Source organism: Polynucleobacter bastaniensis, assembly GCF_018882205.1.
Lineage (GTDB): Bacteria > Pseudomonadota > Gammaproteobacteria > Burkholderiales > Burkholderiaceae > Polynucleobacter > Polynucleobacter bastaniensis.
On sequence record NZ_JACVOU010000003.1, the window covers coordinates 235531 to 259016 of the forward strand.

Genomic DNA, 23486 nt, shown 5'->3' on the forward strand with positions numbered 1-23486 from the left:
TAGATTCTTCAAAATTAATGCAAACTCTCAGCAATTTTTGCGCACACGGTTTGGCACATTTCTACCGTGGTGTTATCAGCAATTGAGTAAAAGACAGTGATGCCTTCTTTGCGTCTAAGCAAAATTCCCGCTTTATTGAGAGCAGAAAGGTGTCGTGAAACATTGGCCTGGCTCGAGCCACATAACTCAACAACCTCGGATACAGACTTTTCACCGCTACACACTGCATACATGATGCGTAGGCGTGACGGCTCCGAAAGAACATTGAAGTATTCCGCAACACGAGAAAAAACTTCTTCCATCGCTTGTGGTGAGAGATCTTTGGTGGCTTTTTTTGCTTTAGCTTTTATATTCATCATTTATAAACATATATGCGTATATATACATATATTAAATGCCTAAGAGCAACCTATTCATATAGAGAGATACCCTAGTCTGTGGACGCAATACAATGTTGGCATGGATATTGACGCAATTCTACTGTCCCTAAAGCTTGCTTTTTGGACCATGGCCCTGATGTTGCCATTTGGAATATGGGCAGCTCATGAGCTTATGAATCTCAATAGAAGCCGACCATGGGTTGAGGCTGCTCTGGCGCTTCCTTTAGTGCTGCCGCCTACAGTTTTAGGCTATTACTTTCTGGTTTCATTTGGTAACACGAGTATTTTCGGCGTTCCCCTTGTATTTTCATTTGCGGGGATCTTGATCGCATCGCTCATTGCCAATATTCCATTTGCCATTCAGCCTATACAGCGAGCCTTTGAGGCCATAAATCCTGAGATTCGAGAAGCTGCCCAAGTCAGCGGTCTCAGTAATTGGCAAATCTTTCGCTTAATTGAACTTCCACTCTCTTGGCGCGGGATCACTGGTGCTGCCGCCCTGACATTCGCCCATACCCTTGGAGAATTCGGCGTGGTTCTGATGGTTGGTGGTGCAATACCAGGTGAAACCAAAACAGCTTCTATTGCAATTTATGACAAGGTGCAGAGCTTTGATACTACTGGTGCCGGCGCAATCGCTCTTGTGCTCTTAGGCATATCCCTCATATGCATAACTCTCTCCTATGGAGTATTGGGGCGTAAACCAAATCCGCGCAAAGGCCTAAGCTAATGCTAAAGGTCAAGATTCAGCAGGATAGCCCAAGTCCGCTACAAATCAGCTTAGAGTGCGCCCCGGGTGAGTTGCATGCATTGGTTGGACCCTCTGGGAGTGGGAAAACTACAGTCCTCAGAACCATTGCAGGCTTGAACAATCCTGCCAGCGGGAAAATTGAGTGCGATGGTAAGGTCTGGTTTGAAACCGATGATCTTGGCAACATAGCTCAACAGCTCTCTCCTGCAGGACGCTCTTGCGGTTTCTTGTTTCAGCAATATGCGCTTTTTCCGCATCTTAGCGCCTTAGGCAATGTGATGATTCCATTGCAGAACTCCGATCACAACAGATCCCAGCGTAAAGCGATTGGCCTAGATCTGCTAGATCGCATGGGCATTGCCAGTCTTGCAGAGCGCATGCCGAATCAATTATCTGGGGGTCAGCAGCAACGCGTTGCCCTTGCAAGAGCGCTGGCTAGACAGCCTAAAGTTCTGCTGCTGGATGAGCCATTTTCGGCGATCGATACACCAACGCGCCAAGGTCTTTATAAAACACTGGCAGACTTACGCTCAGATTTACATATCCCCATCTTATTAGTAACACATGATCTGCGAGAGGCTGATTTATTGGCTGATCAGATTACGGTGATTGACCAAGGCATCAGCCTGCAAACTGCAGCGCCGCATGTTCTCTTTCAGAAACCAAGAAATTCCAGGGTTGCTGAATTAGTCGGCATCAGCAATATGTTTCATGGTGTGTTTGACGCTGGTAGCTTGAGTTGGGATGGTTGCGAAAAGGTCTTTACAGTTGCGGATAAAGGAAAGATTCCACCAAAAGCCCGAGTTGCCTGGGTTATTCCCCAAAATGGCCTAAGCGTTCATACCAAACCAACGCAAACCAGCATACCCGCCTTAGTTGAAAAGATGAGCAGTCTTGGTCAAATAGCCGTCATTCAATTACGCGCTCCAGAAAGTAAAAATACTATTGAATGGGAAGCCTCCTCCGCCGAAGTAAAGAGACTGGAGATGGAGGTTGGCAAGCAAATGCATATCGAGCTGGATGGCAATCAAATTCACATCATGCCCTTACGCCCCATTAATGATCCTAGGCGCTTTATAGGGCACTAAAAAGGGGGTTTGATCTGAGACATTAGTCAGCTCTCGAGCTGGCACTGTTCATTAATGTCCCACTAAAACGCTAAAGTATATTACCCTATGCATAGAAGTGATATTTTAATTATTATGTTGGTTTGAAGTTGATAACTTTAATAACCCTTTTTGGAAATATGGAGCTTTACATGCAAAATAGTCGTCGCCAATTTATGATTTTGTCCGCCGCTGGTGCTTGCACTTTGGCTTTGAACGGTCAAGTTCAAGCTCAAGCCATGGTTGCTGAAACCGATCCACAAGCTGCTGCTTTGGGTTACAAAGCAAACGCTTCTACTGTAGATAAAGCAAAGTACCCTAAGTACGCTGCTGGTCAGGTATGCAGCAACTGCGCTTTGTACCAAGGTAAGGCTGATTCTGCTGCTGGTGGTTGCTCATTGTTTGGTGCTAAACAAGTTGCTGGCAAAGGCTGGTGCTCTGCTTACGCTAAGAAGGCTGGTGCATAAGCTGTAGCGCTGAATTAAAAAGCTGCTTTGGCAGCTTTTTTTACGACCTCTTTTTGGCTACCATCCCAAGTAAGGCAGACATACCAGTGTGTCTCGCACCCTCTGACAATTCTTTCTCGTAACACTGCAGATCAAGTATTTCAAAATCTTTGCTTAGTTCACGAATCATTTCTTCTGTATAGAGGTGCTCTATTAGTGATGGGCCACCAGTTTTGTATTCCAATTGCTTTGGGGTGTATCCCTGCAGAATAAATAGGCCGCCTAATTTCAAAGTCTGGTGTACTTGTTTGAAAATTCTGGTGCGCATTTCGGGGTCGGCAAACTGGATGAAGATCCCCACTACTGCATCATAAGAATGAGGCTGCCAATCAAAGCCATCGGTATCACAAAGACTGTACTGAATATTGACTTGGTTGTCAGCAGCGAGCTGATTGGCCTTGGCGAGCGCAATATCAGAAACATCGTATCCTGTGACGCGCATACCTTGCTTGGCGAGCCAAACGCCATTGCGCCCTTCTCCATCAGCAATGCATAGAACAGAAGAATTGGGCTTTAGATAACGGGATGCTTGCTCAACCAGATATTCATTCGGCTCTTTACCAAAGATGAACTCTTGTTTATCAAAGCGTTCATTCCAGAACTGGGTGGCATCGGTAAAGCCCATGAATTACTTCTTCAAACCACCAATGAGATCATTCTTTAAATCCACTACGCTCTCAAGTCCAACTGCGATACGGACTAAGCCATCAGTAATGCCTGCAGCTTTGCGAGCCTCCGGACTTACTCGGCAGTGTGTCGTTGTAGCAGGATGCGTAATCGTTGTACGAGTATCCCCCAGGTTTGCCGTAATAGAGCAGAGTTTAGTATGGTTGATTAACTTGAAAGCCGCTTTTTTCCCACCCTTGAGTGTGAAAGACAAAATAGCACCACCCGCTTTTTGCTGACGCTTAGCTAACGCATGCTGAGGATGAGACTTCAGACCGGGATGGTAAACACGTTCTACTCCCGGCTGTTTTTCTAGCCATTGAGCAATCTCCAGCGCATTTTGACTCTGCTGCTTCATGCGCAACTCGAGAGTCTCTAAACCTTTTAAGAATACCCAGGCATTGAACGCTGAAAGTGTTGGTCCGGCAGTACGTACGTAGGGAAATACTTTGCCCATAATGAAATCATTGCTACCCACAATCGCACCACCAACTACGCGACCCTGACCATCCAAGTATTTGGTTGCTGAATGGATCACTACGTCAGCGCCTAATAAGATAGGTCTTTGCAAAGCCGGCGTACAGAAACAGTTGTCAACCGCAAATAGCGCCCTAGCTTTCTTTGCTATCTTGGAGATAGCCTTGATATCAGCAATCTCAGTTAAAGGATTGGATGGTGTTTCCAAGTAAAACATTTTGGTATTTTCTTGGACAGCAGTCTGCCAAGCCTTGGTATCCGACAAATCCACATAGGTCGTTGTAATACCAAAGCGCCCCAAAATATTGCTAAATAACTGAATGGTGGCACCAAATACAGAGCGGGAACAAACAACGTGATCTCCCGCTTGAAGATGCGACATTGCCATTGTCAAAATAGCAGCCATACCTGAAGCAGTTGCAATGCAAGCTTCGCCACCCTCTAGCGCAGCCAATCGATCTTGGAACATGCTGACAGTGGGATTGGTAAAGCGAGAATAAATAAAGCCTTGATCTGCATGTGCAAAGCCATCAGCCGCAAGTTCAGCACTATCAAAGCAAAAGCTAGAAGTGAGGAACATAGCCTCGGAGTGCTCTTGATATTCAGCGGTACGGCGTGTACCTGCACGAACCGCCAAGGTTTCAAGTGAAAGTTTGGAGAAATCAGGTTTTTTACGGATAGTTTTGCTCTTCATACCGCTATTTTGACACCGAATTACAGAATTGCCCCAGACACGCATGTCCGAGGAACTCGATCGTTGTTTTTAGTCTTCTGTGGCCAGGTGCAAATGTAGCTGCGAACGGGCAAAGTCACTAGAATCGCGTTGGCGGTCAGCTTTGGCCTCAGAAGTATTGCGAGCGGCCTCTAGGGCATCTAAATAAGATTCATTAATATCGCCGGTAACATAATAGCCATCAAAACAAGACGCCTCAAAATTCTGGATATCAGGATTGATATCTTTCACGGCCTGCTTCATATCTTCGACGCTTTGGTAGATTAATTGGTCTGCACCAATCATCTTATTGATCTCTTCATCGGTGCGGCCGTAAGCAACCAACTCACTACGAGTTGGCATATCGATGCCATACACATTAGGGAATCGTACGGGTGGTGCAGCAGAAGCAAAAATTACTTTTTTAGCGCCGGACTCTCGTGCCATCTGCACAATCTCAAATGAGGTAGTCCCCCGAACAATAGAGTCATCCACAATGAGTACTGTCTTGTCTTTGAACTCAATACGCATGGCATTGAGTTTTTGACGGACTGATTTTTTACGAACAGCCTGACCCGGCATGATGAAGGTTCTACCGATGTAGCGATTCTTAAAGAATCCTTCGCGATAATCTACGCCCAGACGTTTAGCAACCTGCATTGCGGCTGGACGACTTGAGTCAGGAATGGGCATAACCACATCAATCTCACCCGGAATGGTTTCTTTACGGATCTTTTCGGCAAGATAGTCACCCATACGCATCCGTACGTTGTAAACAGTCACGCCATCAATCGTGGAGTCCGGACGAGCCATGTAAACGTATTCAAAAATGCAAGGTGTCAGAACTGCATCAGCAACGCACTGACGTGAAGTGAAATTACCATCCAAATCAATATAAATTGCTTCACCAGGAGTAACATCACGCACAAAGGTAAAGCCAAGGCCATCGAGCGCTACAGACTCAGAGGCAATCATCCACTCGGGACCCTTTGGTGTATCCATGCGTCCAATACAAAGGGGACGAATTCCAAACGGATCGCGAAATGCCAATAAGCCATAGCCAGCTATCAAAGAAACTACAGCATAAGAGCCTTTAACACGCTTAGTGACTTGTGTAACAGCGTTAAACATCGCACTCTCATCTAATGCAGCGCTATTGGTCTCTTTTTGAAGTTCATCGGCCAATACATTTAGCAACACTTCTGTATCTGAACTGGTATTGATATGGCGACGATCGCGGTAAGCCATCTCTACACGCAGGCTAGCCGCATTTGTCAGATTGCCGTTGTGAGCCAAAATAATGCCGTAAGGAGCGCTGACATAAAACGGTTGAGCCTCTTCCTCACTGCTTGCCGAGCCAGCAGTTGGATAACGAACCTGACCAATCCCAGCACTGCCTACTAGACTTCGCATATTGCGAGTTCTGAATACATCTCGCACAAGACCATTGGCTTTATGCATCGTGAATGAATTGCCATTCATTGTTGCCATGCCAGCAGCATCTTGACCGCGATGTTGTAGCAACAACAATGCGTCATAAATGAGCTGATTTACTGGGGAGTGGGAAACCGTTCCGACGACGCCGCACATAAGCCTAGATCCCTATTGTTAATGAAGGTGTAATGGTGGGGGTAATTTTAGGTATTGCATCACCTAATTGTTTTGCCCAATCAGCTGGCAACCACCCTTTAATTAAACCAGTTGCCATATCGATGGCTGGACGGGTAATGGCCTTTTGCCAAGCGACACTCTGAGGAATGGGAGTCAAGGCCGCCAATGTAGCCAACACTACGACAACGACACCACCACGCGCTAAGCCAAAAACAAGACCGAGAAATCGATCTGTCATACTCAAACCAGCAGATAAAATAATCTTTTGAATCACATTGCCGATCAAACCACAGACAATCAAGGTAAGAATAAATAGAATGAGGAAACTCACACCCAAACTCAATAACTCATCCATATGAAAAGTAGATAACCATTCAACCGAAAGGTAGTTGGTATAGTGATAAGCAACCCAAGCAGCTACAAACCAAGAGGCTAGTGCTAGCACCTCTTTAAAAAGACCCCGAGAAATCCCAACCAATCCAGAAACTAACAGCACTACCAGGGTGAAATAATCCACCGTAGTTAAGTTCAAGGTGGATAAATATTCCATTAAGGGGCTTCCACCTCAACTAGCTTTGGAGATAGACCCATAGCCTTCACTTTTTTCTCAGCAGCTTCAGCAGCATCCTTATCAGTAAAAGGCCCTGCTCTTAATAAATACAGTTTTACACCGTCGGTGCCGGTTTTATTTAAAACAAAATTCGGAATCTTCTGATCCTTCATCTTCGCTATCCAGCCCTTAGCTCGATCTTCAGATGCAAAAGCACCAACCTGAATGACATATTTACCAGGCCCCAATTTTTTTGGAAGCTCTTCAGTTTTTGATTTAGTGATTGTCTCTGGCGCAGCAATCACTTCTTCACCAGCGGCCAAACCACTAATAGAATTTGTTTTACTTGACGTTGGAAATGGCGTCTTTACGACTTCTTTGGGCGGCGTAGGCGCTTTTTCTTTCGCAGGCGCTTCAACAGCAGCATTCGGATTTACCCTCTCGTCATTTGCGGGCATTGCAACGTTAGGAGTAGGCAAGCTAGTCACAATATTCACAGCAATATCGTTATTTACAGACTTGGGCTTATTATCCAAAACACGAGGAAGGCCAACCACCGCAATTAGCACTAGGACAGCCGCACCAATCAGACGATGACGGGCACGTTGCTGATCTGGATCTTCTGTAAGCGCTAGCTCTTCATTTTCTTGAGCACGCTGAAAACTACGGGGAGCTAATTTATTGACTGTACGACGACCCCTCACCGAAGCCCGATCAAGGTCTTCAGTCTCAGAGTTTCGCTTAAAAAGCTTCGATAAACGAATCATGGATCAATGGGCCTGGTTGTTTCGATATGCCATTACGCCGGCAACGGTATAGAAGGATCCGAAGATGACAATTCTATCACCCTCACCGGCCATAGAAAGCGCTTTTTGATACGCTGCAGCAGGATCTGGGAAGCTCTCAATCCCACCATCTTCACCATTTTTGATGGACACACCCAGATCTACCAGCTTCTCAGATAGGGCCATGGCACTAGCGGCACGGGGGGTTGGTAAATCAGTACAAAACCAGAAATCCACACTACTCAACAGGGGCTTAATAACGCCAGTAATATCTTTATCCGCCATGGCGCCAAAAATGGCATAGGTATAGGGGTGATATCCCATCTTATCCAAGCCCTGACCCAAGGTTGCTGCTGCATGCGGATTATGGGCAACGTCCAAAACAATGGTGGGCTGACCTGGTAGAACCTGAAAACGACCGGGCAGCTCCACCATAGCAAAGCCATTGCGAATATCCTGCGCGCTTACTGGCAGTCGCTGATGTAAAGCCATCAATGCGGCAATCACAGCGGATGCATTCAGAATCTGATTGGCACCACGTAATGCAGGATAACCTAGACCACTAAAGCGCTTTTGACGCCCTGCCCAAGCCCACTGCTGCTTGTCACCCTGAAAGTTATAGTCACGACCCTGTAGCCACAAATCACATCCGAGTTTTTCAGAATGATCAATCAAAGATTGTGGAGGCACTGGATCACCACAGACCGCGATACCGCCAGCCCGGAAAATACCAGCCTTTTCAAAACCGATTGCCTCGCGTGTGCCACCCAGAAAATCAACATGATCAATATCAATACTCGTAACGATCGCACAATCTGTATCAACAATATTGACCGCATCCAAACGACCACCCATACCGACTTCAAGCACTACTGCATCTAATTGAGACTTGGAAAATAAATGCATGATGGCCAAGGTGGTAAATTCAAAATACGTTAAGGTTGGTGCATTCTCTAAGCTGACGCGCGCTTTTTCAACGGCTGCGAAATGCTCTAGCAAAAGATCATCTTTTACTTCTTCGCCATTAACGCGAGCACGCTCGTTGAAGACGAGCAAATGGGGCGACATATGGCAGCCGACTTTATACCCGGACGCCAGCAAAATACTTTCAAGATAGGCGCAAGTAGAACCCTTGCCATTGGTGCCAGCTACGGTAATAACCGGGCAATCGAAGTGAAGGCCTAGCGCATCTTTAACACGACTAATACGCGCAAGACCCATGTCAATACCAACCGGGTGAGCTGTTTCGAGATGACTAAGCCAAGCCGTTAAGCTAGAAAAAAGGGTGGGGTTTTGGAGGGCGGGATTCAAGCGCTTTATACAGCTGCGCTACCCGCAATCGCAGGCTCAGGAAGTTGCTGGAGCAAAGCCAATAAACGGGCAATCTCACCACGCATCTGCCGACGGTCAACAATCATATCGATGCCGCCCTTTTGCATTAAAAACTCAGAGCGCTGAAAACCTTCTGGTAATTTTTCGCGAACAGTTTGCTCGATCACGCGCGGCCCAGCAAAACCAATTAAGGCTTTTGGTTCAGCCATCACAACATCACCCATGAACGCGAAGCTGGCAGAAATTCCACCCATAGTTGGGTCTGTTAAGACGCTGATGTAAGGCAAACCTTTTTTAGATAGCAAAGTCAGCATCGAGTTTGTTTTGGCCATCTGAAAAAGAGACAGTAAGCTCTCTTGCATACGCGCACCACCTGTTGCGGTGATGCAAATAAAAGCACACTTCTTGGCAATGGCCTCTTGAACACCGCGAGCAAAACGCTCACCCACAACCGAACCCATTGAGCCACCCATATATTGGAATTCAAAACAGGCAGCAACCACTGGAATGCTTTCGATCTTTCCACCAAGAACAATTAAGGCCTCGGATTCGCCGGAGGCATCGCTAGCTTCTTTTAGGCGATCAAGGTACTTTTTGGAATCTTTAAATTTGAGTGGGTCGATCGGAAAAATATCTGCACCGATCTCATAGCGGCCTTTTGGGTCTAAAAGACTATCGAGGCGCTGACGGGCACCAATGCGCATATGGTGACTGCATTTTGGACAAACCGATAAATTTGCTTCGATATCAGTGCTATAGAGCACGGTTTCACAGCTGGGGCACTTAACCCAAAGTCCCTCAGGCACAGATTTGCGATTAGCAGGATCCGTATGTTGGATTTGTGGGGGTAGTAATTTATCGATCCAGCTCATCAGTCTTTAACTATCCAGTACATTAACTATCTAAAGCAACGCGAATCTCACGTATGAAGGTTTCGAGTGATTGTACCGCTTGGCCAGGGGCAGAATCCTCCAAAAGACGAATAATTCGACTACCAATCACCACCGCATCTGCTGTTTTTGATACTGCACGGGCACTTTCCGCATCATGAATACCAAAACCTACTGCAATCGGAATTGATGTAGCTTCACGAATCTTCGGAATAATGCTGGCCACATCTTGGGTATTCAGATGAGATGCGCCTGTTACGCCCCGCATAGAAACGTAATAGATATAACCTGAAGCTATTTTGGCCGCATCTTTTATACGCTCTGATGATGAAGTAGGTGCCAATAGAAAAATAGGGTCAACACCTGCAAGCTTCATTTGGGCAGCAAAGTCAACACACTCCTCTGGAGGGTAGTCCACGATCAGAACACCATCAACTCCGGCAGCTTTAGCTTCCTTCGCAAAGCGGTCTGCTCCCATCTGCTCGACTGGATTGGCATAACCCATTAAGACGACTGGTGTGTCTATATCGATTTTACGAAACTCTTTCACCATTTCTAAGCAACCACGCAGAGTGACGCCTTGTGTCAGCGCTCTTTCAGACGAGCGTTGAATGACAGGACCATCTGCCATCGGATCAGAAAATGGCACCCCAAGTTCAATGACGTTAGAGCCACCGCGAACTAATGCGTGCATTAATTCAACAGTGAGTTTTGGATCGGGATCACCAGCAGTAATAAAAGGGATGAGACCTTTTTTTCCGCTGGCTTTTAGTTCAGTAAATAGTGCAGTAATTTTTGACATGAATTAGCCCTCAGAACCAGTGGCTTGGGCAACGGTATGCATATCCTTATCACCACGACCAGATAAGTTCACCAAGATCGTTTTATCATTAGGGAGCGTGGCCGCTAATTTGCATGCATATGCAATTGCATGAGCAGATTCAAGGGCAGGAATAATGCCTTCAATGCGGCAGCAGTCGTGAAAAGCTTTCAAGGCCTCTTCATCAGTAATTGCCACATAGTCTGCGCGACCTGAGTCTTTTAACCATGCATGCTCGGGGCCAACACCAGGGTAATCCATGCCAGCAGAAACCGAATGCGTTTCTGATATCTGTCCATTTTCATCTTGCAAAAGATAAGTGCGATTACCATGCAATACGCCTGGCTTACCAACGCAAAGCGCTGCGGAGTGAAGGCCACTATTGAGGCCATGGCCCGCAGCCTCAACGCCAATCAATTTTACTTCCGGGAAATCAATATAAGGATAGAAAATACCCATAGCGTTAGAACCGCCGCCAACGCAGGCCATGACATAGTCAGGCTGACGCCCAGTCATTACCGGCATTTGTATTTTGCACTCTTCCCCGATCACGCTTTGAAAGTCACGGACCATCATTGGGTATGGGTGGGGACCAGCAACAGTGCCAATGATGTAGAAGGTATCTTCCACATTAGTAACCCAATCACGCATTGCCTCATTGAGTGCGTCTTTGAGAGTCTTGGTTCCAGATTCAACAGGCACCACTTTTGCACCAAGTAATTTCATGCGAAACACATTTTGTGCTTGACGGGCTACGTCAACAGAACCTTGATACACAGTGCAATCCAAACCAAAGCGGGCGCAAATAGTTGCAGTGGCAACACCATGCTGCCCTGCTCCAGTCTCAGCAATAATACGCGGCTTACCCATACGCTTGGCCAACATCGCTTGACCAATCACGTTATTAATTTTGTGTGCACCAGTATGATTTAAATCTTCTCGCTTGAGATAAATTTGAGCGCCGCCTAAAATTTCACTCCAACGCTTCGCGTGATAGACCGGCGATGGACGACCAACAAAATGTTTAAGCTCGTAATTAAATTCTTCTAGAAATTCTGGGTCGTATTGATATTTTGCATAAGCCGCTTTCAGTTCATCCAAAGCAAACATGAGCGTTTCAGAAACAAATACGCCACCATAAGGACCGAAGTGTCCTCGTGCATCTGGCTTATCGTACATAAATACCTCTTTAATTAGTTACAGCAAATGTTTAAGTTGGCGTGCTTGCATCTGCTGCACGCACTGCCTCGATAAACGCTTTCATCAAGGCGTGGTCTTTTACACCTTTGCTGATTTCTACGCCACTAGAGACGTCAACCGCGCAAGGATGTAGACGAGCAATAGCTTCGCCCACGTTGTGAACGTTCAATCCACCACTCAAAACGACCCGAGGCGCGTTTGCGCTTATCCATGCTTGTGGAATTCCTGACCAATCAAAAGGAACGCCCCCTCCTCCATAGCCCTCAACGAGTGCATCGAGCAAAAGAGCATTTGCTTGTCTATATTGTAGGGAAAAATCATCAAACGCGAAGCCTGACCCAACACGGGCAGCCTTCATCCACGGCTGACCTGCCGCTAGACGATGGCATTCCTCAGGGGACTCATCCCCATGAAACTGCCACAAAGTAATAGGGGCAACAGCCCTAATAGCCTCAAATTCAGCATCGGTAGCATTAACAACCAATCCGACAGCATCAACCCCTGCTGGAAGCCCAGAAATCAAGGTAGCAGCTATGTTTGGGGTGACAGCCCTAGGGCTAGGAGGGTAAAACACGAAGCCGAGCGCGTCAACACCAGAGGCAATGGCGGCATCAACGTCAGACGGCGTCTTGAGACCGCAGATTTTGACCCTAGTTCGGCCTGGGGAGTTTGTTATTAAGCCCATATGGGGAAATGATAAGGGTCTTGGACACTCAGAGGCATATTTAATCCAAAATTGCCTTAGGCAACCAAGAATTTGAAAGCCATGGTTTTGGGATATTAAATTCTTTCGGGTAGGTAATTTGCCCTAAATAGAGGCCTGCAGGTGAAAACGTGGGTGCTGCAACGCTACGATCTTTTGCAGCTAAAACTTCGGCCATCCAATGCGGTGATTGTTTGCCAACGCCAATTTGGATGAAGCTCCCCACTAAATTGCGAACCATATGGTGCAAAAAAGCATTTCCTTTAATCCTAAAATACAGCCACGGCTCATCTGAGAAAATTTCGATGGAATACAGGGTCTTCACTGGAGTCTTGCTTTGACATTCTGAGGAGCGGAAAGAGGTGAAATCATGCTCACCAATCAGACATTCCGAAGCCAATCTCATCGCGTTAATATCAAACCAGCGATCTGCAGGAAGCATTACATAACCAGCACGGTCGGCAGTCATAGGGGATCGACAAGGACCTGCATGCAAAGCATAGATGTAAGTACGCTCGTAAGCAGAATATCGAGCGCTAAATTCATCTGTTACCGGCTGAGCCCAATTGATCACAATAGATTCTGGTAGGAATGCATTAACACCTCTCACCCACGACCAGTTATCCCGATTAACCTCGACATCAAAGTGAACAACTTGACCTAATGCATGAACTCCGGCATCTGTTCGACCGGCAGTAATAACGCGAATAGAATGAGAGTTCTGTGCATCTTTACCAACAAACGAGGCAATAGCTCTCTCTAACTCATCCTGAATAGTAGGCTGATTTACCTGTGTCTGCCAACCAGAAAAAGCACTGCCGTCATACTGAAGTCCGAGGGCAATACGCATCAAGATTTAACTATTATTATGTGACAGCTCGGTCAAAACACCTCGCGCTTCGACCACAATCTCAGGATCAATTGATGCGCCGATACGAACGATCTCTTCTAAAGATTTCTTGGCGGCAGAAAAATCTTCAATAGTGATGTAGGCTCGTGCTAGATTCAATCTCACCCTGAGCTCATCAGGCGTCAAATCTGACGTAGTAGGCTTAGCAACTGGTAAATCCAGATTAATACTACCGAATAAAGCCTTGGCTTTATCAGAGATCCCCTCATGATGAGCATGATCACTTCTATGGTGATCGACTGATGAAGATTGCGCCTGCTCTTGTTCCACTGGGGTGTCACGAGCATGGATATGCGGCAATGGGGTTTTGCGCGAATTGCGGATGAAGAACCAAATCAAAAGACCGGTAATTAAAGAAAGAGCCAATAAGCCAAGAAAAAGGGCCTTTGCGTTAAAGCCAGTTTTTCCAGATTCAAGCACCTCTGGGGTGCCTTGAGGTTCAGCTAATAATTTTTTTAAGTCTGAAATATTCTTCTCTAACTCTTGTGCTCTAGCATTAGTTTGTTCGAGAATTTTTTCTTGTGCGACTATTTCTTCTGTAATGCGCTTGTTATCCGCATCTCGGTCTCCACTAGAGCCGATCTTCAAACGATTTTCAGATTTAATAACTTCATCCACACTAACTTCTACGCTAGCCTGATCACTCTTTTTCTCGGTCCATCGCTGCGCTGCCGAGTCTACAAAGTCTTTAGCAAGCTTAGAATCAATTGCCTGCACTGCGGCAGGATCAGGAATCAAGAGTTCAGAACCAGCTCGCAAACGATTGATATTGCCACCCGCAAAAGCATCTGGATTGGCCTGATACAAAGCCATCATTTTTTGGTCAGTGGAAAACTCTGGAGAACCTGGATCCATCTGTGAAGCAATCGAAGATAGAGTTTGTCCAGGCTCCACAATAAACTTAGGCAAAGCCCCATTCAAAAATGTATATATCCTAGTGATTGAACCTGTTGACCAATTTAAGGTCAGCAATAAATCTACAAAAATATCCTCAGAGATCGGCACGGCTTTCACGGTCTCTACCAAAACCATCAAGCGTCCATCCTTTGATCGATACACCATGACTTGGGTGTTGAAGTCCAAAATTTTTGGTGAAATACCAAGGCGCTCATAAGCGCTAGCCGATGGAATTGATGCCGATAAAGTTGATAACAGAGCTTGCTCATCTGAGGCTAGCTCGATGGGCACCTCAATTCGAAGGCTTTCCCCAGGGCTAGATACCAAATTCGCCTTGCCTAAGCTAACAGCAAAGACACTAGTCGATAGCGCAATTCCGATAAAACCAGCAAAGATAAATTTCAGCATCTGAGTATTAGGCAATGCTATCCAATAGAATTCTTAACATTCGACGTAAGGGCTCGGCAGCACCCCACAAAAGCTGATCGCCTACAGTAAAAGCACCCAGATATTCAGGGCCCATCGCCATCTTATGCAATCGTCCGATAGGTACCGTCAATGTGCCGCTAACAGCAGCTGGAGATAATTCACGTTCAGTTGTCTCTCGATCATTCGGAATTACCTTGACCCATTGGTTGTCATTAGCCAATATTGCCTCAATCTCTTTAAGCGGAATATCTTTTTTGAGTTTGACGGTGAGGCCTTGTGAATGGCAGCGCATCGCACCAACACGAACACATATACCATCAATGGGAATGCTACCCGGGGCTCTAAACGCAGGTCGACCCAAGATCTTATTAAATTCAGCTCCGCCCTTCCACTCTTCTTTTGTTTGACCGTTCTCAACAGGAACGTCAATCCAAGGAATTAAACTGCCCGCTAAGGGAGTATTTCGAAAGTTTATCTTGGGGAAATCTGGCGAACGCAAAGTTTCGGTAATTTTGCGATCGATATCCAGAATCCAGGATGAAGGATCAGCCAACTCGGTTGCTACGCTATCGCGCAATGCCCCCATCTGCAACAGTAGCTCGCGCATATTTTGCGCACCAGCACCAGAAGCAGCCTGATAAGTCATGGCGCTGATCCACTCAACCATATCGGCTTTCACTAAACCGCCCATAGCCATCATCATTAAACTGACTGTACAGTTACTGCCAATCCAGTTTTTTCCACCAGCCGCTAATGCTTTATCAATCACTGAGCGATTTACTGGATCAAGCACCAAGACCGCATCATCCCTCATCCGCAACGCACTTGCCGCATCGATCCAATGACCTTGCCAACCGGCGGCACGTAACTGAGGGAAAATTTCATTTGTGTAATCACCGCCCTGGCAAGTCAAAATGATGTCGCAACGCGCTAGCGCCTTGATGTCATTCGCATCCAGCAAAATATTTTCACTCTTAGTCACTTTTTGACCATTTAAAAGTGGAACTGTGCCACCAGTCTGACTGGTGCTAAAAAATACAGGCTCAATCAAATCAAAATCTTTTTCAGCCAGCATTCTCTCCATAAGAACGCTACCCACCATACCGCGCCAGCCGACTAAGCCTACTAAGGGAGTTTTTGTATTTGACATGATGATCAACTATCTATTCAGTGGGTGTTGAAATATTTTCGAGTATGAGTAATTTTTATTTAGAAAGAGTGGCAACTACAGCATTGCCCATTTCAACGGTAGAAACTTTTTTAGTGCCTTCAGTGTAGATATCAGTGGTACGAAAACCTTGAGATAACACCTTTTGGACCGCCGTCTCAATACGATCGGCCTGGTCAGGTAAACCCAATGAGTAACGTAGCATCATGGCAGCAGAAAGAATCGTTGCCAGTGGATTGGCAATACCCTTCCCCGCGATATCGGGTGCTGAGCCGTGACTTGGCTCGTACAAGCCTTTATTATTTTTATCCAATGAAGCCGATGGCAACATACCAATTGAGCCAGTCAACATCGAAGCTTCATCTGAAAGAATATCGCCAAACAAGTTACCAGTCACCACCACATCAAATGCCTTAGGAGCCTTAACTAATTGCATAGCAGCGTTATCCACATACATGTGCGACAACTCAACATCTGGATATTCTTTGCCCACACGTATCATGACATCTCGCCACAACTGTGAAGTCTCTAATACATTGGCCTTATCCACGCTGCAAACCTTTTTGCCTCGCTTACGGGCTGCTTCAAAAGCTACGCGACCAATACGCTCTACTTCAGGCTCGCTGTAATGCATCATGTCGAAACCTTCGCGTGCACCCTTAAATAAAGGCAATTCAGAAGTGCGAATACCCCGTGGCTGGCCAAAGTAGATATCGCCGTTCAGTTCACGAATAATCAATATATCTAGACCACTCACAATTTCAGGCTTTAAGCTTGATGCGGCTGTAAGTTCTTCATAGCAAATAGCAGGCCTGAAATTGGCAAACAGTTCAAGATGTTTGCGCAAACCCAAGATGGCCTGTTCTGGACGCAGTTCACGAGCCAAGGCATCGTATTTCCAGTCGCCCACAGCACCAAATAAAATAGCATCTGCTTTTTTAGCAAGCTCAAGAGTCGCAGGTGGCAATGGATGCCCAGCGACATCATAAGCAGCACCACCAACAGGCGCTGTCTCTAGGTCAAATTGAAGACCGAGCGCGTTTAGCACCTTAACGGCTTCAGCAACAATTTCCGGGCCGATACCATCGCCCGGTAGGACTGCAATTTTCATGAAAAAGCCTTTAACTCTATAAAACTACGGCAGTTGTGTCACAAGCCAAGGCATCTTGAGAATGCGCTCAGCTTCGTAAGCCTTGATTTTATCTGCATGTTGCAGGGTTAAGCCAATATCGTCTAAGCCGTTCAGCAGGCAATGCTTTCTAAATGGTGCTACATCAAAGCTGAAGGCGGTTCCATCAGGACAGATGACTTGCTGAGCCCCTAGGTCAATTGTGAGCTGATAGCCGCTAAAAGCCAGCGTTTCATTGAATAAATGGTCAACCTGTAACTCTGTGAGGGCGATCGGTAAAAGGCCATTTTTAAAGCAATTGTTATTAAAGATGTCTGCAAAACTAGGGGCAATGACCGCTCTAAAGCCATACTGATCTAAAGCCCAGGGTGCATGCTCACGGGAACTGCCACAGCCAAAGTTCTTACGGGCCAGCAAAATACCGGCATCTTTATAGCGCAGTTGATTTAAAACAAAGTCAGGATTGATTGGACGTGTACTGCAGTCTTGACCAGGTTCGCCATGGTCTAGATAACGCCATTCATCAAACAAATTCTGACCAAAACCTGTTTTCTTAATTGATTTTAAGAATTGTTTTGGGATGATGGCATCGGTATCTACATTCTCGCGATTAAGCGGAGCTACCAAGCCTTTGTATACCGTAAATTTTTCCATGGTGATCTTTGCTGAATATCGACTGTGCGCTTATTTGACTGGCGTCACAACAACATCTTTCCCTTGAGTTTGGGACTGATTGGGCGTGTTGGAATTTTTGCTTCCGCCCATAGAGGTACCCATAGTTTGAAGGTCTTTACCAACGCCTTCCATTGTGTTTGCGCATGCAGAAAGGATGATGCCGATGACAGCAACTATCGTCAATTTTTTAATCATTGTGAAAGAGGACCATTTAAACACTATATCTCCTTAAGAAATCTTACGAACATCAACAAAATGACCTTCAATCGCAGCGGCAGCAGCCATCGCTGGGCTCACCAAGTGCGTTCTTCCGCCATTACCTTGGCGACCTTCAAAGTTGCGGTTCGATGTAGATGCACAACGCTCTCCAGGCTCAAGGCGATCGGCATTCATTGCCAAACACATAGAGCAACCAGGCTCACGCCACTCAAAGCCAGCAGCTTTGAATACACGATCTAAACCTTCACGCTCTGCTTGAGCTTTTACCAATCCAGAGCCGGGAACTACTAATGCCAATTTCACATTAGTGGCCACCTTCTTACCAAGACGATCGACCACCTTGGCGGCAGCACGAATATCCTCGATACGACTATTGGTACAAGATCCGATAAATACTTTATCAATAGAGATATTGCTTAATGGGGTATTGGGCACAAGACCCATATATTCAAGCGCACGCTCCATTGCAGAACGCTTGTTTGCATCGCGCTCTTTTTCAGGATCGGGAACACGACCGCTAATAGCTAAAACCATTTCTGGGGAAGTCCCCCAAGTTACCTGAGGAGCAATTTCTTCTGCACGTAGCTCAACCACAGCATCAAACTGAGCATCTGAATCTGAATGCAGGGTACGCCAGTATTGCAAAGCATGTCGCAAAGCCTCGCCTTTGGGGGCATAAGGCCTACCTTGAATGTATTCGATCGTGGTTTCATCTACGGCCACAAGTCCAGCGCGAGCACCTGCTTCAATCGCCATATTGCAGACAGTCATGCGACCCTCCATGGAGAGGTTGCGAATAGCTTCACCAGCAAACTCAATGGTGTAACCAGTTCCACCCGCAGTACCGATCTTTCCAATAACGGCAAGTACGATATCTTTTGCTGTAGAGCCAGGTTGAAGGCGTCCATCGATCTTCACCAACATGTTCTTGCTTTTTTTCATCAGCAAAGTTTGGGTAGCTAATACATGCTCCACTTCAGATGTCCCGATACCAAAAGCCAGCGCACCAAAAGCGCCATGTGTACTAGTATGTGAATCACCACAGACCACCGTCATACCGGGTAAGGTTGCTCCCTGCTCTGGTCCAATGACGTGAACAATCCCTTGGCGGGTATCGTTCATTTTGTATTGCGTAATACCAAAGGCGTCGCAGTTTTGATCCAGCGTATCTACTTGTAGCTTAGATATCGGGTCAGTGATTCCTTCAGAGCGATCCGTTGTTGGGACATTGTGGTCTGAAACAGCTAGATTAGCAGAGATACGCCACACTGGACGGCCAGCTAAATTGAGGCCCTCAAAAGCTTGAGGACTCGTTACTTCATGCAATAACTGACGATCTATGTAAATCGTGGCCGTGCCATCTTCTTCGGAATAGACGACATGGTCATCCCACAATTTGTCATAAAGCGTGCGTGACATGAATACCCTCGAAAACTTTTTTATTTACGAACAGAGATGTTGGGAACCTTGCGTGAAGTTTCTCCAACATATAACTGACGTGGACGGCCAATCTTATACTCAGGATCAGTAATCATTTCTTCCCACTGAGCAATCCAACCCACTGTTCTCGCCAAAGCAAATACACAGGTAAACATTTCAGTTGGAATGCCTAATGCGCGTTGAACGATTCCGGAGTAAAAATCAACGTTTGGATAGAGCTTGCGACTGACAAAATATTCATCTTCCAAAGCAATTTTCTCAAGAGTCATGGCCAGCTTGAACAACGGATCATTTTCCAGACCTAGTTCTTTCAATACTTCATGGCAAGTTTCACGCATCAGTTTTGCACGTGGGTCAAAGTTTTTATAAACACGATGACCAAAACCCATCAAGCGAACGCTAGAGTTCTTATCCTTGACTTGGGCAATGAACTCATGAATCTTATCTACGCCACCACTAGCCTGTATTTCATTCAACATCTCTAAGCAAGCTTCGTTTGCTCCACCGTGAGCTGGTCCCCACAGACAGGCAATACCAGCAGAGATGGCAGCGAATGGATTAGTACCAGAGGAGCCGCACAAACGCACTGTTGAAGTAGACGCATTTTGCTCGTGGTCAGCATGCAGGATAAAGATACGATCCAAAGCACGTACTAAGACTGGATTAACCTTGTACTCTTCGCAAGGAGTTGCAAACATCATGCGCATGAAATTGGCCGTGTATGACAAAGAGTTATCTGGATAGATAAATGGCTGTCCTACGGAATATTTATACGACATTGCAACCAAGGTTGGCATCTTCGCAATCAGACGAATCTGAGCAATTTCGCGTGCCTTAGTCTGACTATAGTCAATTGCGTCATGGTAAAAAGCCGCCATCGCACCAACTAAGCCAGTTAATACAGACATTGGGTGCGCATCACGTCGGAAACCGCGCAAGAAAAATTGCATTTGCTCGTGAACCATCGTGTGGTGTGTTACCAATTCCTCAAAATCTTTTTTCTCGGTAGCATTAGGTAGCTCACCATTTATTAGCAAATAGCAAACCTCCAAGAAGTCGCAATTATGCGCAAGATCTTCAATGGGATAACCGCGATAGAGCAACTCACCTTTATCACCGTCGATGTAAGTAATTTTGCTATTACAAGAAGCAGTAGATAAAAAACCTGAATCGTAAGTAAACTTGCCGGTTTGACCGTAAAGCTTACGAATATCAATTACATCAGGACCAACTGTACCCTTGTAAATTGGCAAGTCGATATCTGGTGTGCCGTCCGAAAACGATAATTTTGCCTTGATGTCCGATTCAATCATTTCTAATCCTTAGTCATTCAAATTGATAATTACTACAATTTGCTGAATTACTTTTGTCTCAGCTTTTGTAAAACCGCTTTAAAAGAGGCCTCTTGGGATTCTTTTTCTAATCCAGCCACAGAATCCCTGCGACTAATTAAAAGGTCCATCAAGTCATTGTCTTCTAAAGCAAATAACAGGCTCAATACTTTTCCCTCTTCTACGCTTAATTGAGAGCCATAGCGCTCAAAAAAACGCTGCAGAATAAGATCATTTTCAAGTAAACCCCTGCGGGCATCACTCTTTAAGCGATATAACTCTGCATTACTGAGGGTCATACCGCCCTACGCACCATCAATTCCTTAATCTTGCCAATAGCCTTGGTTGGATTGAGATGTTTAGGGCAAACATCCACACAGTTCATGATGGTATGGCAACGGAATAAACGGTATGGGTCTTCTAGGTTATCTAAGCGCTGCGCCGTATCTTCATCTCGGCTATCTGCAATAAAGCGATATGCCTGTAGCAAACCAGCTGGGCCAACAAACTTATCTGGATTCCACCAGAAAGATGGGCATGAAGTTGAGCAAGAGGCGCACAAGATGCACTCATATAAGCCATTCAATTCTTCACGCTCTTCAGGACTCTGAAGACGCTCTTTCTCAGGGAATGGATTGTCATTCACCAAGTAAGGTTTGATGGACAGATATTGCTTGAAGAACAAAGTCATATCAACAATCAAATCACGCACCACTGGTAAGCCAGGCAATGGGCGCAATGTAATGACTTTAGGCAAAGTTAACATATTGGTTAAGCAAGCTAATCCGTTCTTGCCGTTAATATTCATAGCATCTGAACCACAAACACCTTCACGGCATGAGCGACGATAGGTGATGCTTTCATCTTGTTTCTTTAAGGAAATCAAGGCATCTAACAACATACGCTCACCAGTTAATTCAAGCTCGTAGCGCTCCATACGTGGGGCAGCATCGACATCTGGGTCGTAGCGGTAAATTTCAAATATACGAATATCACTCATTTTTAATTTCTCTTCTCTTAGAAAGTACGTTCTTTAGGAGGGAAAGACTCAACCGTCAATGGCTTGAGGACAACCGGCTTGTAATCAAGTCGATTACCTTCGCTATACCAAAGCGTATGTTTCATCCAGTGCTCATCATCACGATGTTGATGGTCATCATGTGAATGTGCGCCACGACTTTCTTTACGGGCAGCAGCTGAAATCATGGTCGCGTTTGCAGTTTCAATTAAGTTCGCAACTTCTAAAGCTTCGATGCGTGCCGTATTGAAAATCTCAGACTTATCCTTAAGCCATATGTGCTTAGCGCGCTCAGTTAGCTTAGCCATTTGACGAACGCCTTCATCCATCAATTCTTGATTGCGGAATACTCCAGCATATTTCTGCATAGTCTTGCGAATATCGTTTGCAACATCTTGCGCATACTCACCAGAAGTGGAATCATCAAGAGCAGCAATACGAGCCAAAGTTTTTTCACCAGCATTTGCAGGCAATGGTTTGAATTCGCGATTCTTCAGATCCATTGCAACAATGTGATTACCTGCAGCGCGACCAAACACTAATAGGTCAAGCAAGGAGTTAGTACCTAAACGGTTTGCACCGTGAACGGATACACAAGAGCACTCTCCTATAGCATACAAGCCATTAACGATCTCGTTTTGTGAACCATTACCTGGCACAACTACTTGGCCGTTGATATTGGTAGGAATACCGCCCATCTGGTAGTGAATAGTTGGCACCACAGGAATCGGCTCTTTAGTAACGTCAACGTTAGCAAAGTTGATGCCGATTTCATAAACCGAAGGTAAACGCTTCATGATGGTCTCAGCACCAATGTGCGTTAAGTCGAGAACCACGTAATCGCCATTCGGGCCACAACCGCGCCCTTCTTTGATCTCTTGGTCCATGCAACGTGAAATGAAGTCACGTGGAGCTAAGTCTTTATAGGTAGGAGCATAACGCTCCATAAAACGCTCGCCATCCTTGTTGCGCAAGATAGCGCCCTCACCGCGACAACCCTCTGTCAACAGTACGCCCGCACCAGCTACGCCGGTTGGGTGGAATTGCCAAAACTCCATGTCTTCCAATGGAATACCTGCGCGTGCTGCAAGACCCATACCGTCACCAGTATTAATAAACGCATTGGTAGACGCATCCCAAATACGGCCCGCACCGCCGGTAGCCATCATGACTACTTTGGTTTCTAAAATATATACTTGGCCCGTTTCCATTTCGAGCGCAGTAACCCCAACAACATCACCTGCATCATCACGAATCAAATCAAGGGCTAACCACTCAACGAAGAAATTTGTTTTTGCACGAACATTACGCTGGTACAAGGTATGCAACATGGCATGACCAGTACGATCGGCTGCAGCGCAAGCACGTTGGACGGCTTTCTCGCCATAGTTTGCTGTGTGTCCACCAAATGGGCGCTGATAAATAGTACCATCTGGATTGCGATCAAACGGCATACCGAAGTGCTCTAGCTCGTAAACAACTTTTGGAGCTTCGCGGCACATAAACTCGATCACATCTTGGTCACCTAACCAGTCTGAACCTTTGATCGTGTCGTAAAAATGGTAGTGCCAGTTATCTTCACTCATATTACCGAGTGAAGCACCGATACCGCCCTGAGCAGCAACAGTATGTGAACGTGTTGGGAAAACCTTAGTTAATACCGCAACATTCAGGCCCGCTTCTGCTAACTGCAAAGAAGCGCGCATACCTGAACCACCTGCACCGATAATTACCGCGTCGAACCGACGGCGTGGTAATACTTTTTTAATCGCGGTCATGAC

The 23486-nt window shown here is 45.9% G+C and carries 25 protein-coding genes; 3 read left to right on the forward strand and 22 right to left on the reverse strand.

All coding sequences use genetic code 11. From position 1 onward, the window contains the following. Positions 1-14 precede the first annotated feature (14 nt). The gene (locus tag ICN22_RS07190; protein ID WP_216169579.1) at positions 15-359 is read right to left on the reverse strand and encodes an ArsR/SmtB family transcription factor; all 345 of its coding nucleotides are present in this window, start codon (positions 357-359) and stop codon (positions 15-17) included. A 100-nt stretch (positions 360-459) separates the two neighbouring features. Between ICN22_RS07190 and modB the strand changes: the two genes are divergently transcribed. The 3 genes from modB to ICN22_RS07205 all read left to right on the forward strand — a co-directional run bounded on the left by modB (position 460) and on the right by ICN22_RS07205 (position 2704). Beyond that, positions 460-1110, forward strand: coding sequence for a molybdate ABC transporter permease subunit (gene modB / locus ICN22_RS07195; protein ID WP_216169581.1), 651 nt, complete (start codon positions 460-462; stop codon positions 1108-1110). Next, entirely contained in the window at positions 1110-2219 is a 1110-nt protein-coding gene (locus tag ICN22_RS07200) for an ABC transporter ATP-binding protein (RefSeq protein ID WP_216169583.1), read from the forward strand. Before modB ends, ICN22_RS07200 begins: the two co-directional genes overlap by 1 nt. Positions 2220-2389: 170 nt before the next feature. Then, complete coding sequence (locus ICN22_RS07205; protein WP_216169585.1) at positions 2390-2704, forward strand: high-potential iron-sulfur protein; 315 nt, start codon at positions 2390-2392, stop codon at positions 2702-2704. A gap of 40 nt (positions 2705-2744) precedes the next feature. Here ICN22_RS07205 and ICN22_RS07210 read toward each other — a convergent pair whose 3' ends face one another. The 21 genes from ICN22_RS07210 to sdhA all read right to left on the reverse strand — a co-directional run bounded on the left by ICN22_RS07210 (position 2745) and on the right by sdhA (position 23483). Then, complete coding sequence (locus tag ICN22_RS07210; RefSeq protein ID WP_216169587.1) at positions 2745-3368, reverse strand: class I SAM-dependent methyltransferase; 624 nt, start codon at positions 3366-3368, stop codon at positions 2745-2747. Between the two features lie 3 nt (positions 3369-3371). Then, the gene (locus tag ICN22_RS07215; protein WP_216169589.1) at positions 3372-4580 is read right to left on the reverse strand and encodes an O-succinylhomoserine sulfhydrylase; all 1209 of its coding nucleotides are present in this window, start codon (positions 4578-4580) and stop codon (positions 3372-3374) included. 69 nt (positions 4581-4649) lie between these two features. Continuing rightward, positions 4650-6188: an amidophosphoribosyltransferase gene (gene purF / locus ICN22_RS07220; protein ID WP_216169591.1), complete on the reverse strand. Its 1539-nt coding sequence runs from the start codon at positions 6186-6188 to the stop codon at positions 4650-4652. Positions 6189-6192: 4 nt separating this feature from the next. Further along, positions 6193-6759 carry a CvpA family protein gene (locus ICN22_RS07225; RefSeq protein WP_216169593.1) on the reverse strand — a complete coding sequence of 189 codons (567 nt, stop codon included), beginning with the start codon at positions 6757-6759 and terminating at the stop codon, positions 6193-6195. Continuing rightward, a complete protein-coding gene (locus ICN22_RS07230) occupies positions 6759-7526 on the reverse strand; it encodes an SPOR domain-containing protein (RefSeq protein ID WP_216169595.1) in 768 nt (255 codons plus the stop codon). Before ICN22_RS07230 ends, ICN22_RS07225 begins: the two co-directional genes overlap by 1 nt. Positions 7527-7529: 3 nt before the next feature. Beyond that, positions 7530-8855: a bifunctional tetrahydrofolate synthase/dihydrofolate synthase gene (gene folC, locus ICN22_RS07235; protein ID WP_216169597.1), complete on the reverse strand. Its 1326-nt coding sequence runs from the start codon at positions 8853-8855 to the stop codon at positions 7530-7532. 5 nt (positions 8856-8860) lie between these two features. Next, the gene (gene accD / locus ICN22_RS07240; protein WP_216169599.1) at positions 8861-9748 is read right to left on the reverse strand and encodes an acetyl-CoA carboxylase, carboxyltransferase subunit beta; all 888 of its coding nucleotides are present in this window, start codon (positions 9746-9748) and stop codon (positions 8861-8863) included. Between the two features lie 22 nt (positions 9749-9770). Beyond that, positions 9771-10568, reverse strand: a complete 798-nt coding sequence (trpA, locus tag ICN22_RS07245) for a tryptophan synthase subunit alpha (protein WP_216169601.1) — start codon at positions 10566-10568, stop codon at positions 9771-9773. A gap of 3 nt (positions 10569-10571) precedes the next feature. Beyond that, entirely contained in the window at positions 10572-11765 is a 1194-nt protein-coding gene (gene trpB / locus ICN22_RS07250) for a tryptophan synthase subunit beta (RefSeq protein WP_216169603.1), read from the reverse strand. A 31-nt stretch (positions 11766-11796) separates the two neighbouring features. Continuing rightward, the gene (locus ICN22_RS07255) at positions 11797-12471 is read right to left on the reverse strand and encodes a phosphoribosylanthranilate isomerase (protein WP_216169605.1); all 675 of its coding nucleotides are present in this window, start codon (positions 12469-12471) and stop codon (positions 11797-11799) included. A 40-nt stretch (positions 12472-12511) separates the two neighbouring features. Continuing rightward, entirely contained in the window at positions 12512-13339 is an 828-nt protein-coding gene (truA, locus tag ICN22_RS07260) for a tRNA pseudouridine(38-40) synthase TruA (RefSeq protein ID WP_216169853.1), read from the reverse strand. Positions 13340-13345: 6 nt separating this feature from the next. Continuing rightward, a complete protein-coding gene (locus ICN22_RS07265) occupies positions 13346-14719 on the reverse strand; it encodes a FimV/HubP family polar landmark protein (protein WP_255533895.1) in 1374 nt (457 codons plus the stop codon). Further along, positions 14712-15875 carry an aspartate-semialdehyde dehydrogenase gene (asd, locus tag ICN22_RS07270; protein WP_216169606.1) on the reverse strand — a complete coding sequence of 388 codons (1164 nt, stop codon included), beginning with the start codon at positions 15873-15875 and terminating at the stop codon, positions 14712-14714. Before asd ends, ICN22_RS07265 begins: the two co-directional genes overlap by 8 nt. 55 nt (positions 15876-15930) lie before the next feature. Then, positions 15931-17004 carry a 3-isopropylmalate dehydrogenase gene (leuB, locus tag ICN22_RS07275; RefSeq protein ID WP_216169608.1) on the reverse strand — a complete coding sequence of 358 codons (1074 nt, stop codon included), beginning with the start codon at positions 17002-17004 and terminating at the stop codon, positions 15931-15933. 24 nt (positions 17005-17028) lie between these two features. After that, positions 17029-17676, reverse strand: coding sequence for a 3-isopropylmalate dehydratase small subunit (gene leuD / locus ICN22_RS07280; RefSeq protein ID WP_216169610.1), 648 nt, complete (start codon positions 17674-17676; stop codon positions 17029-17031). Between the two features lie 30 nt (positions 17677-17706). Continuing rightward, positions 17707-17892 carry a hypothetical protein gene (locus tag ICN22_RS07285; protein WP_216863505.1) on the reverse strand — a complete coding sequence of 62 codons (186 nt, stop codon included), beginning with the start codon at positions 17890-17892 and terminating at the stop codon, positions 17707-17709. A gap of 33 nt (positions 17893-17925) precedes the next feature. Next, positions 17926-19335 carry a 3-isopropylmalate dehydratase large subunit gene (gene leuC, locus ICN22_RS07290; protein WP_216169613.1) on the reverse strand — a complete coding sequence of 470 codons (1410 nt, stop codon included), beginning with the start codon at positions 19333-19335 and terminating at the stop codon, positions 17926-17928. A 20-nt stretch (positions 19336-19355) separates the two neighbouring features. Further along, positions 19356-20669, reverse strand: coding sequence for a citrate synthase (gene gltA, locus ICN22_RS07295; protein WP_216169615.1), 1314 nt, complete (start codon positions 20667-20669; stop codon positions 19356-19358). 47 nt (positions 20670-20716) lie between these two features. Then, on the reverse strand, positions 20717-20986 hold the full coding sequence (locus tag ICN22_RS07300; protein WP_216169617.1) for an FAD assembly factor SdhE: 270 nt from the start codon (positions 20984-20986) through the stop codon (positions 20717-20719). Continuing rightward, positions 20983-21687, reverse strand: coding sequence for a succinate dehydrogenase iron-sulfur subunit (locus ICN22_RS07305; protein WP_216169619.1), 705 nt, complete (start codon positions 21685-21687; stop codon positions 20983-20985). The genes ICN22_RS07300 and ICN22_RS07305 overlap by 4 nt, the downstream gene beginning before the upstream one ends. 17 nt (positions 21688-21704) lie before the next feature. Further along, complete coding sequence (gene sdhA, locus ICN22_RS07310; RefSeq protein ID WP_216169621.1) at positions 21705-23483, reverse strand: succinate dehydrogenase flavoprotein subunit; 1779 nt, start codon at positions 23481-23483, stop codon at positions 21705-21707. Positions 23484-23486: the final 3 nt, after the last annotated feature.